Source organism: Oleiphilus sp. HI0067 (assembly GCF_001635735.1).
This window is the reverse complement of record NZ_LWFI01001676.1, coordinates 1-11,929: the sequence shown is the minus strand read 5'-3', so window position 1 is coordinate 11,929 and position 11,929 is coordinate 1. Positions and strand designations below refer to the sequence as shown.

Below are 11,929 nucleotides of genomic sequence, written 5' to 3'. Positions count from 1 at the left end.
TTAACTTTGGTGTGCCACAAAGTAAGCTCAAACCATGCAGTTTATGCACGTAATGTCCAAGTTGTTCCGTGTCGTTATTCTCCATTGCCATTTCCAAGTCCGAACGAGTGCTGGGCAATACGGCGATTAGATTATTGGTAAAGTCTTTCGCGAGTTCCGAATTGTTATTGCAGAGGTATACCGCTTCATTCCAATTGAAAGCTTGTATTTCAGCGGAAACTTTCGGTTCATCTTGCACCGGGTTTTCAATCGCGAGTTCGGGCAGATACTTTTTAATGGTCTCAGCGAGTTTTTGCTCGTTTAAAGGTTTGGTCAATAGATCTACAAAACCTTGCTCAATGAATGCATCCTTTTCATTTGGTAGGGCAAAAGCAGTCAGGGCTATGATTTGGTTGTGATCGTAATAATTACTAAGGGTTTTGATACGCTTCATGCCTTCAATGCCATCCATGTCCGGCATTTGAATATCCATCAGAATAAGTGGGTAATATTGCTTCTTACATAAATCGATTGCTTGCTCAGCACTATCGGCTAAATCAATATCAATGCCCATTTCTTTTACGAGCGCCTTAACCAGGCTCAAGTTCATTTCATTGTCATCGACGGCCAGAATCGTCGCATTATTCGCAAAATGAGGCAGAGCATATTCCTCGGCATGGTCTGAGGTAATGCCTTTGTTTAAAGCCGATACTAAACTTTGCGATAAATTCGTGTAGGTAGCGGGCTTTGTCATATGCACGCTAATCTGTCGCAGTATTTTATAGTCGTAATGTAATAGCGATGGGGTATAGGTAAGAATGTTGATGTCTAAGGCATTTACACATTTAAAAGCTTGGTAAATACATTCTTCTTCGAGTTCTTTATCGCTTAATGAAATAAGAGCGAAGCGATTAGTTTGTGTGTCGTTCTTTCCGTCTTGCTCAATTGCTGAAATCAGCTCTTTCAATGTATCGAACTGTTGGTAGGGAATGTTCAAATAATTGAGCGTATGAATGATATTTTGCTTAGAGTGATGATGCGGTTCGTATAAATAACAAGATTGATTTTCGAGCTTAGGATGCGTGGCTTTCGGATTCTGCATAACAGGATTTTCGATTGGCAGGGTAAACCAGAACGTAGACCCTTTATCTAATTCACTCTCAACACGAATCGTTCCACCCATTTCGTGCACTAAGCCTCTGCAAATACTAAGGCCTAGTCCCGTTCCGCCGAATTGACGCGCGGTTGAGGCATCCGCTTGAGAAAAAGCTGAGAAAATAGATAACTTTTCTTCATCTGATAAACCTAGACCTGTATCGCTTATCGCTATTTTTAAATTGTCGGTCTCTTCTTTTAAGCTGTCATCGAGCATCACTCGAACAATGATTTCGCCCGTCTCGGTAAATTTGATGGCGTTATTGACGAGGTTAGCGATGATTTGTTTGATGCGCAGCGAGTCGCCATCAAGCATTCCAGGAACGTCGTCATAATATAGGTAATTCAGTTCCAGACCTTTGTTATGGGCTGACGGAGCCAGCATCACGACAACGTCTTCAATCAGCTCATAAAGCGAAATGGATTCTTTTTCTAATGCGATACGGCCTGCTTCAACTTTCGAAAAATCGAGTATGTCGTTAATGGTGCTGAGCAATACTTCAGATGACTTTTGAATAGCGCGTAAATTACCCATTTGCTGCATGTTGAGAGGGCTGCGCATTAGTATTTTTGAGAACCCTATAATGCTGTTAAGCGGAGTGCGAATTTCGTGACTCATATTGGCCAAGAATTCTGTTTTTGCCTTGTTTGCTTTGATCGCTTTTTTACGCGCTAGATCGAGTTCGACGTTCTGAATTTCGATGGTTTCGAGCGTTTCTCGTAAGTCTTGCGTGTTTTGTTCAATTTCTTCACGCACATCATTTTTATAACGATAGATTTGACTGCTAATTTCAGTTAGCAATTGCTCATGATCGTGGAGATCTTCTGATTCAAGTTGAGGGAAAATGGGAGACGATGACCCTTTGTTTGCAGAGATCAGAGCCTCTTTAATACGAGCAATGACATGTCGAACTTGCTGTAGTAAATACTTCGCCATAAGGATCGATATCAAGCTAGAAAAGATAAAAATAATTACCGCAGTTTTGATGACCTTTTCTTGCTGAGCTTGCAGGCTCGTCCGATCAACTAAGGCAATCAGCCACGATTGTTGTGGTTCGCCACTAGCGCTCTGCATTGGTAGTGTTTCGATGTATACGGCTAGGTTCCCGAGGCTAATGATCTGTGTGCCTGTAATAGGGAATCTATTTGGATTAATAGGCGGAGTGCTGTCATCGCCGACGTGCGCGATAACTGCTCGTTCTTCATTAATCAAAGTGAGATGGCTGACTTCGGGCGATAATAAGAGGTTTTTTAGTTGATCTTGGTAGTAGGGGCGGTCGTATTGCTGTCGAGATGAAATTGCAATTTTTGTACTGAATATCAGCTGATATATTGAATTTTCATAGCTGCTTTGGCGGTGCTCAAGTGCCCTGTGTGCGACAAAAAATGTGATCGCTAATGACGCTGTCACCAAGCAAATGCTGGTGGTTAAAAGTATGCGTGACTTAATATTCAGAGAGTTCATGCCCACATCACTACCACGATAGTGTTGAATTATTATTTATTGCCCCGATCTTACCACGCATTGTGATTGCGTAAGGTGTATGATTGCGCATTATTTTTGGCTGTGACCCTAAGAGATAAGGATATGAGCTTTCCAACCATTGAAGACTACGTCGGTGAAACGCCTTTGGTACGACTTCAGCGTTTAGCGGGAAATACGTCCAATACGATTTTATTAAAGCTAGAAGGTAATAACCCTGCAGGATCTGTGAAAGACCGTCCCGCACTGAGCATGATTCAACGCGCTGAAGAACGCGGTGATATAAAGCCTGGCGATACCTTAATTGAAGCGACGAGTGGCAATACTGGAATCGCGCTTGCTATGGCTGCGGCAATCAAGGGTTACAAGATGATTTTGATCATGCCGGACAACGCGACAGAAGAACGAAAAGCTTCAATGTCTGCTTATGGCGCGACTTTGATTCCCGTAACCTCAGAAGAAGGCATGGAAGGCGCGCGTGACCTTGCATTAAGAATGCAAGCTGAGGGCAAAGGCTTAGTTCTCAATCAGTTTGGCAATTTAGATAACCCGCTTGCGCACTATCAAGGCACAGGGCCTGAGATCTGGCGTCAAAGTGAAGGAAAAATTACGCACTTTGTTAGTTCTATGGGAACTACGGGCACGATTATGGGCTGCTCACGTTACTTCAAAGAGCAGAATCCAGATATTCAGATTATTGGCCTACAGCCTGAAGACGAAGCATCGATCCCCGGTATTCGTCGTTGGCCAAAAGAGTACTTGCCAACTATTTTTGACGAGACACGTGTCGATCGCATTGTTGATATGGGACAGCAAGAAGCCGAAGACACAATGCGTCTGCTTGCCGAAAAGGAAGGCATCTTTTGCGGGGTCTCTTCCGGTGGCTCTGTTGCAGCGGCATTGCAACTAAATCAAGAACTTGAAAATGCGGTAATTGTCGCCATTATTTGTGACCGAGGTGACCGCTATCTCTCTTCAGGCGTGTTTGCGAAATAGACAACCTGCAATTAATTACTTAGAAGACTGAACATATTATGGCGAGAAGACGCAGAAAAAAGCTTCCTGTAGATCCAATTGAATGTGACATTACTGGAGGCTTAAGTCATGAAGGGCGCGGGATTGCCAAATTAGACGGAAAAACCCAGTTTGTTGATGCGGCATTACCAGGAGAGAAAGTCTCTGCGGTATATGTCGAAAAGCGCGGCAAATTTGATGAGTTGAAAACAGTAGAAGTACTCAGCGCATCAGAGGAGCGTGTTGAACCTCCTTGTGCGCACGCCGAGATTTGCGGCGGTTGTAGTTTGCAGCACATGGATACCGATGCTCAGATCAAGTTCAAAGAGAATACACTGCGTCAGCACTTTGAACATTTCGGAAATCTTGAACCGGAGCAATGGATTGAACCTATGACTGGTCCAACGACTGGTTATCGCGGCAAAGCACGCCTAGGTGCGCGATTTGTGGCGAAAAAAGACACGGTATTGGTTGGTTTTAGAGAGAAGCGTAATAGTTTCTTAGCCGACATTCAGCAGTGTGAAGTGCTTAACTCGATTGTTGGTCACCGATTAATGGATTTGCGAGCACTCGTGGCAAGTTTGTCGGTATACAAAGAATTGCCGCAGTTTGAGGTTGCCTTAGGTGAAGATGCGAGTGCGCTAGTCGTGCGACACATGGCGCCTTTAACCGAGGAAGATACCGTTAAGCTGATACAGTTTGGCCAAGATAATGCATTCCATATTTACTTGCAGCCTAAAGGCGTTGATACCGTGCACCGTATTTGGCCGGAGTCTGAAGTCAAAGACAAAGATCGCTTGCACTACACCTTAACGACGCCTGATGAGCAAGAAGTGAAGTTGGCGTTTCATCCTATGGACTTTACACAGGTTAATGCCGATATCAATAAGCAAATGGTGCGTCGCGCACTAGAATGGCTCGATGTTCAGAAAGATGAGCGTGTTTTAGATTTGTTCTGTGGTTTAGGAAACTTCACCGTGCCGCTCGCCACGCAAGGTAAAGAGGTTGTAGGCGTTGAAGGCGACGATGCAATGGTTGTACGTGGCAAGGAAAATGCTTTACTTAACGATCTTGATAACCTGCGCTTCTATGGTGCCAATTTACAGGCGGACTTCACGAAAGAAGAATGGGCGCATGAAGGCTTTGATAAGATTCTTATCGATCCACCGCGCTCGGGTGCTTTGGAAGTCTGTCAGTATCTCACCAAGTTTGGTGCGAAAAAGATCGTGTACGTCTCGTGTAACCCCGCAACCCTTGCACGCGACGCAGGCGTAATTGTTGAAAACGGATATCGTTTGGTGAATGCAGGTGTTATGGATATGTTCCCGCATACATCACACGTCGAGTCGATCGCGCTGTTTGTGAAAGACTAGTCGATACGAATTAATAAAAACTTATGGATGTCGCATGGTAAAAGTTCGCGAAGATTACATCGCAGATTTATCACCTGAACAAGGGATCGAGCAATGGCTCGAGAACTTACAGAGTGATACGAATCTGAATGAGATCGAGCGCGTGCGTGAAGCTTGCCATGCCGCTCTAGAGTACAGTAAAACGCCGTCGCACGAAGAACGTTACTGGAGTAATTCCAATCACGATACGTTTTTGATTGGCATAGAAATGGCGCAAATTTTGGCGGAACTCGATTTGGACGAGCACGCGATTATTGCCGCCATTCTCTATCGAGCGTTTCGAGAAGAAAAAGCCTCGCTCGAGGAAATTCGCAAAGGCTTCGGTAAAGAAGTCGCGCAGTTGATTGATGGTGTCTCGCAAATGGCTGCCATCTCTTCAACGCATCAACCTTTCAAAGGTTCAATTCTTGGTCAGAACCAAGGTCAGATCGATAACGTGCGTAAAATGCTTGTCACGATGATCGATGACGTGCGCGTTGTATTGATTAAGTTAGCCGAAAGAACTTGCGCGATTCGATCCGTGAAAGATGCAACACCAGACAAACGTCAGCGTATTGCCCGAGAAGTATTTGATATTTACGCGCCACTCGCACATCGCTTAGGCATCGGTTACATCAAGTGGGAACTGGAAGACTTAAGTTTTCGATATTTGCATGAAAGTGCCTACAAGAAGATCGCCAAATTGTTGGATGAGAAACGCATCGCGCGTGACGACTTTATTGTTGATGTGACAGCTACCATTGAGCGTGAATTAGAAAACGCGCATATCGAAGGTGATGTGGCTGGTCGAAGTAAACACATTTACAGCATTTGGCGAAAAATGCGCCGTAAGAATCTCGATTTTTCTGAGATTTATGATATTCGCGCCTTCCGTATATTGGTTCCTAAAGTCGCAGACTGTTATGCGGCACTTGGCGTCGTGCACTCGCTTTGGCGACACATCCCTTATGAATTTGATGATTACATAGCGAACCCGAAAGAAAACGGGTATCGCTCATTACACACCGCTGTGGTAGGTCCTGGCGGTAAGGTCATGGAAATTCAGATCCGTACTCAAGAGATGCATGACGAAGCCGAGTTAGGTGTCTGTGCGCATTATCGTTACAAGGGAACTGACGTTAAATCAGGGTCGACTGGCTACGAAGACAAAATTAATTGGTTGCGCCAAGTTCTAGAGTGGCAAGAAGAAGTCGGTGATGTTTCAGAAATAGCGCAGCACTTAAGCGCTGATGTCAACGCCGATCGTGTGTATGTGTTTACACCAAAGGGGCATGTCGTCGATTTGCCAAACGGTGCTACACCCGTTGATTTGGCGTATCGCGTTCATACCGATGTAGGTCATGCTTGTCGCGGTGCAAAAGTGAATGGTCGTATTGTTCCGCTTACGTACCCTTTAAGAACTGGCGAACAAGTAGAGATTCTAACCTCCAACAATCCTGCGCCAAGTCGAGACTGGTTGAACCCGAGCCTCGGGTATATTCAAACGTCTCGATCCCGTGCCAAAGTCGTTCATTGGTTTAAGCAACAAGATCGTGACCATAATATCCAAGATGGCCGCGCCATTCTCGAAGATGAATTAAAACGCCTATCTATTGGTGATCTAGCGTTTAAAGATTTAGCGCAAGAAACCAAATTTGATAATGCGGATGATATGTTTGCTGCGATTGGCGCCGGTGATTTAAAACCAACGCAAGTTGCGCATGCGGCACAACGTTTATTGGCTCCAGAAGAACAGCAACTCAAGTTGAAGTTCGAGCCCAAGCAACGTCGTCAGCAAACGAAAGCAGATGATGATATTCAGATCCGTGGTGTTGGTCGCTTGCTGACGACCATGGCAAATTGCTGTAATCCCGTGCCAGGTGACCCGATTGTTGGATACATCACTGTGGGGCGTGGTGTATCGATTCATCGACAAGACTGCATGAACATGCTGCAGCTTGAGGATCATGAACCTAATCGCGTTATAGAGGTGAGCTGGGGGACTTCTCCCGATGCCGCTTATGATGTTGCGATTGAAATTCAAGCCTTTGATCGTGAAGGTCTATTGCGTGATGTGACCACGATCCTAGCCGATGAGAAAGTGAACCTGACAGGTGTAAATACCTTCTCGAATCAACAAGAACATACCGCCACATTGATATTAAAAGCAGAAATTAAATCCTTAGATTCTTTAGGGCGCGTATTAGCAAAAATAAAGCAACTTCCGAATGTCATCGAAGCGAGACGTAAACGCAATGCCTGATTCTTCGCCGCGCTATACCATTGAAGACTTAAAGTATTTGATGGAGCGTCTGCGCGATCCAGAACGCGGTTGCCCATGGGATGTAAAACAAACATTTGAGAGCATTGTTCCCCATACTCTAGAAGAAGCCTATGAAGTGGCGGATGCCATCGAGCAGGGTGACCGCAATGAAATGCGTGATGAATTAGGTGATCTACTTTTCCAAGTCATTTTTTATGCTCGTATTGCCGAAGAAGAAGGTAGCTTCGACTTTACGGATATCACTGATGCGATCACGACTAAACTGCTGCGCCGACATCCTCACGTCTTCCCAGATAAAGAGCTGCATGCCTATCACCCAGAAGGTACTCGCTTTACCGATGACCAAATAAAAGGGCAGTGGGATGCCATCAAAGCCGAAGAACGTGCTCTGAAAGCGAAGCTTGCCGAGCAGAGTGGTAAGCAAGACAAAACCTTTAGTATTTTAGATGACATTCCAGTTGCGTTACCGGCGCTAGGGCGTGCTGAGAAACTTCAACGTCGCGCCTCGAATGTTGGTTTTGATTGGGACAACATCGATGACGTGTTCGCTAAGCTAGAGGAAGAGATCGGAGAAATTCGTGAGGTCTTAAACGAGGCAGAGGAACGAAGCTTACGTGACCCTGATATCCATGAAAAGCTGACGGATGAAGTGGGCGATTTGCTTTTTTGTGGTGTGAATTTATCAAGGTTCCTGAAAGTAAATCCTGATGAAGCCTTGCGCTCTTGCAACACCAAATTCACCTCACGATTCAATTACATCGAATCAGCTCTTTCAGAGCAAGGTAAGGCATTCGAAGACTGCACCCTAAAAGAGCTTGATCAGCTGTGGGATGAAGCGAAAAGACGTCAGACGTCGGACTCTTAATCTTTTCTTGTCGGCGGCGGTCGACAGCGTTTTAAGACCTTTGATGCCAAAGGTCTTAAAAATCTATACGCGCCTCAGCTCTTGGGGCCTGCGGTACCCCTAAAATCCTAGTTTCTACTCTTCTTTTCTTACTTTATGTACTTTCTTGTTCGCCCAAGAAAGTACCAAAGAAAGGCGTACCTGCTCTTAGGCCCTTCGGGTCCATTCGTGTCTTGGTAAAAAATGGCGCTGCGGAACTCGCTTAATCCATTTTTGACTGGCAGTCACTCATCCTTCGAGAAGGCGATCCCGCTACGATGAGTTTAGAGGTATGTAATACTCCATCCTATTTTTTCTATAAGAGTCCAGCACACACTTAAACTACAAAGTCTGAATCACTTTATCTGGCGAGCCAAAATACTTTTGCCCGCCTAGATCATCGAGTAATAAACATTCATTAAACGATGCAACGATGGCTTTTTCATTGGTCGCTGCGAGTACGGTTTTATTCTCGAGAGGACCTGATATGAGCGAAGTAACAATCTTGCCGAACTCATCTGCGCAGCCAAGTAAAGGTTCATCTAACAAATACAAGCTATGACGCATGTCTCCAAGGTTAATACAAAGCCGTAACAGCTGTTGAATTCCATTTGGCAGCTCGTTGATAAGTGATGGCGATAACAAGGTATTAACGCTTTGAGGAAAGTATTCGCTCAAGCCAAATAAGTCGACAGCCTCGCGCATATCTCTATCGCGCATAGTCCCGTTATATAGCTCAAAGTTTTCCTTCATCGTCCCATAGAAAAAATGACTTTCAAAAGGCACGTATTTAACAGACCGACGATAGCGATAATTATTAAATTGATGGATATTATAACCCTCGCACAATACCGTTCCTTGATAGTTTTGCTCAAGATTACCAAGTACTTTTAATAAACTGGTTTTGCCGCAGCCGGGTGGTCCAACTATGGTGACTTTACTGCCCGCATTCACTTTGAATTCGAGATTAGTTAAGCCTTTAGTACTGCCTGGATAACGATGAGTCAGGCCATGTACTTGAATATTGCCGCTTACTTGATCGATAGGTGGGCTTTTTTCTAGGTTCTGGCGATCATCATCCAAGGACATCAATGCATTCACTTGACGTGCAGAGCTTTGAATCGATTTAAAACGGGTGATTGCATTGAATACTCCCATAATTGGTGTTAATGCTTTCCACACCAAAATAATGATTACAATCATTGCGCTCGGTTCATTTAAACCTTGCATCACGGCTAACACCGCGATCACTATACTTAATGTGCCGATGACTTGCGTCATTACTTGACCAGTATTCTGGATCCGCGAATTAGTGATCGCTACATGGTTGGAATCATCTAAACTCCGTGATTGTGCAGCCCCAAAACGTGATTCTATTACTTGTATTAGGGGCAAACCTTGAATAGAAGCCAATCTAGTGAACAGCTCATTCCATTGATGAGAGACCATCGCATTTGCACGTGAGTTTTGCGAGGTGGCTCGTTCATAACTTTGGCGTGCGTAGAGACAGTAAAGCAGCATGATGATAACACCTGCTACAACAGCTACAGCTGCGAGCCCAGAAAGCAGCATAATGGCAATTAGAAATACTAAGATAAAAGGGAAATCGAAATAAGAAAGCGTTGATTCTGCAGTCACCAATTTTCGAAACTGATCAATATCTTTTAGACGTGCAAGTTGTGCTGAAGCCCTTGCGCCAGTCGTCAGAGCATAGGGCAGCCAGAGTAATTTTGATGTGACGGTATATGCGATATAGATGGCAAGATCTTGTCCTGAATTATTCAGAATATCCAAGCGCATTCTCTTGAATTTGTATTCCAAAAGCGCGGTTATAATAGATCCCGCTGTTAGCCAAGCGAGACTTGAAAGAGAACCTGAAGTTAATGCGAAGGTGTAAATGATCATGATAAAGAAAGGGTTGACTGCACCCAAAATACTCACGATAAAACTGAGTATTGTTAGTTGGTGTAACTCACGGTTATAGCGATAAAAACAATACTTTATCCAGTTGCTTTTGTCTTGGCTCTCAGGCGGAGGCTCGCGAAACAATTTGGAATAACGCGAGATGTGAATGATCGTATAATTCTGCTCATCAGCCTCTTTATAGAACAAATTGTCATTGCGGTAGTCATAGATGCATAGTTGCTGTTTCTCGAGGTTATACTCGATCAGAATACCGTTAAACCCAATACATGAGATCCAACAAGGACTGTCAATTTTAGCTAATCTCTCCCGTGTGACACCATCCTCGTGCTCAGGGCTATAACCTAAACGTGTAAGTGTGTTTGTGAAAGCTTCATGATCTTCATTGGTGGGCAAAAATGCATCGGCTAAAATACCAGGTGTTCCTTCCCAGCCTAGTGCAACTAAGCTAAAAGCGATTCCACGAGAAATTGGGTGTGCCTCAAAGTAATTTTCACCTAAGGGACTATTTGCAAATTGATGCAGACGTTGTTCAACTTCATCAAAGGCAACTAAGGTATTCATGCAATGATATCCTTATTTATATCGTTTTTGTTTTGATGTTTTGGTTCTATGTTTCTCGCTTGATTCTTTAACGATCGTTGAGGTAAAACGATATGCTCAAGTTTTGGGTAGATTTCGTGAAGACGATTGGATACAAAAATACAGATAAAAGCATCTGAGCGCGGACGAATACAGGTGACCAAGTTTTTAACAAAACGGGTGTCATAGATTAGGTCCAGATCATCAATGATAATGATCGATTTACGACTCAAAACAGCACGAATAATAACCAATGCATAAATAACTTGACGAGGCAATGGAACGGTATTTGTGGAGCGAAACTCTGTATAAAACCCCTGCCTTAGCTCATCTATGGTGTGCTTGATTTGCATTGCTTCACAAAGCGCATAAGCGGCTTTATGCAGTGCGGGTTGGAAACATGTAATGTTGTCTATGATTGTCCCTTCAATAAAGCTTGAGCTACGGTTAATATGAATCACTTGTTCACGCCATATTTTATAAGGGATATTCTGAATAGGCTTGCCGTTTGTCTTAATGGACTCTGCGTGTTCCTCCCGTTCACGTGTAATGCATTGAGAAAGGTAGGTCTTACCGCTACATGAAGGACCACTCAACACGCATAACTGGCCGAGCGCCAAGGTTTTGTTAAAAGAGGGAACCTCTAAATTTATTAGTCTTAGATTTGTATCCGTCTGATTCACTGTAAATTCATCGAGCTCAAGAAGTTCGTTTAAGCGATTAAGGTATACCTCATTGATTTTCCAGCGCGATAAGGTGTGCATGATTTGTTGATAAGGTGCGAAATAACGATTTGTTAATAGGATGACCGCCGCCATCACACCTTGGCTGATATCCTGGCTAATGACTGATACTGCGCAATGAACTACAACTAATGAAACAGTAACGTGTTGGATCAAAGTGAGCATGAGATTGAATTGAGAATCTAGTTCTTCATATTCAGTGCTCCGACGTTCCCGCGTTTTGACCAAATTCGACATCAAATTTTCCATACGCATTTCCATAGCGCTGGCTTTTAGATTGGTGGGATTGGAAACAATTTCAAGAACTTTCGAGTTGGTTTGTCCTTCATAATATGATTTTTTAGGGAGCGTATTGATTTTCGATTTTGAAAGGTGGTTTGCAAACAAGAAAAGAATAAATGAGGCCGTTAATACGGTTAGGCCGGCACCTGTATCTATGAAATATATAACGATTATTGTTATCGCACTGGTTAAAGCATTTATGCTCGCTTT

The 11,929-nt window shown here is 43.9% G+C and carries 7 protein-coding genes; 4 read left to right on the top strand and 3 right to left on the bottom strand.

The genetic code is table 11. The annotated features are described in order from the left end of the window. A partial coding sequence (locus tag A3739_RS26900; RefSeq protein ID WP_156502885.1) for an ATP-binding protein occupies positions 1-2,599 on the bottom strand: 2,599 nt, incomplete at its 3' end. A gap of 123 nt (positions 2,600-2,722) precedes the next feature. Between A3739_RS26900 and cysM the strand changes: the two genes are divergently transcribed. From cysM to mazG, 4 genes are read left to right on the top strand one after another with little or no spacing between them, the layout of a single operon-like run. Next, positions 2,723-3,613 (top strand): cysteine synthase CysM, encoded by an 891-nt coding sequence (gene cysM / locus A3739_RS26895; protein WP_068477695.1) that lies wholly within the window; start codon positions 2,723-2,725, stop codon positions 3,611-3,613. 38 nt (positions 3,614-3,651) lie between these two features. Next, a complete protein-coding gene (gene rlmD / locus A3739_RS26890; protein ID WP_068477694.1) occupies positions 3,652-5,004 on the top strand; it encodes a 23S rRNA (uracil(1939)-C(5))-methyltransferase RlmD in 1,353 nt (450 codons plus the stop codon). A 34-nt stretch (positions 5,005-5,038) separates the two neighbouring features. After that, positions 5,039-7,285 (top strand): GTP diphosphokinase, encoded by a 2,247-nt coding sequence (gene relA / locus A3739_RS26885; RefSeq protein ID WP_068503422.1) that lies wholly within the window; start codon positions 5,039-5,041, stop codon positions 7,283-7,285. Continuing rightward, positions 7,251-8,171, top strand: coding sequence for a nucleoside triphosphate pyrophosphohydrolase (gene mazG, locus A3739_RS26880; protein ID WP_231876516.1), 921 nt, complete (start codon positions 7,251-7,253; stop codon positions 8,169-8,171). The genes relA and mazG overlap by 35 nt, the downstream gene beginning before the upstream one ends. A 360-nt stretch (positions 8,172-8,531) precedes the next feature. On the opposite strand, the gene A3739_RS26875 is transcribed toward mazG, so the two are convergent. Continuing rightward, positions 8,532-10,676 carry an ATP-binding cassette domain-containing protein gene (locus A3739_RS26875; RefSeq protein WP_068477690.1) on the bottom strand — a complete coding sequence of 715 codons (2,145 nt, stop codon included), beginning with the start codon at positions 10,674-10,676 and terminating at the stop codon, positions 8,532-8,534. Beyond that, positions 10,673-11,929, bottom strand: a 1,257-nt coding sequence (locus A3739_RS26870) for an ATP-binding cassette domain-containing protein (RefSeq protein WP_068503420.1), incomplete at its 5' end; no start/stop codon positions are given. The genes A3739_RS26875 and A3739_RS26870, both read right to left, overlap by 4 nt.

What these genes read in the sequence shown, in the direction of transcription:
- cysM (WP_068477695.1), top strand. Translation starts at nt 2,723, where the DNA reads ATGAGCTTTCCAACCATTGAAGACTACGTCGGTGAAACGCCTTTGGTA.
- rlmD (WP_068477694.1), top strand. Translation starts at nt 3,652, where the DNA reads ATGGCGAGAAGACGCAGAAAAAAGCTTCCTGTAGATCCAATTGAATGT.
- relA (WP_068503422.1), top strand. Translation starts at nt 5,039, where the DNA reads ATGGTAAAAGTTCGCGAAGATTACATCGCAGATTTATCACCTGAACAA.
- mazG (WP_231876516.1), top strand. Translation starts at nt 7,251, where the DNA reads ATGTCATCGAAGCGAGACGTAAACGCAATGCCTGATTCTTCGCCGCGC.
- A3739_RS26875 (WP_068477690.1), bottom strand. Translation starts at nt 10,676, where the DNA reads ATGAATACCTTAGTTGCCTTTGATGAAGTTGAACAACGTCTGCATCAA.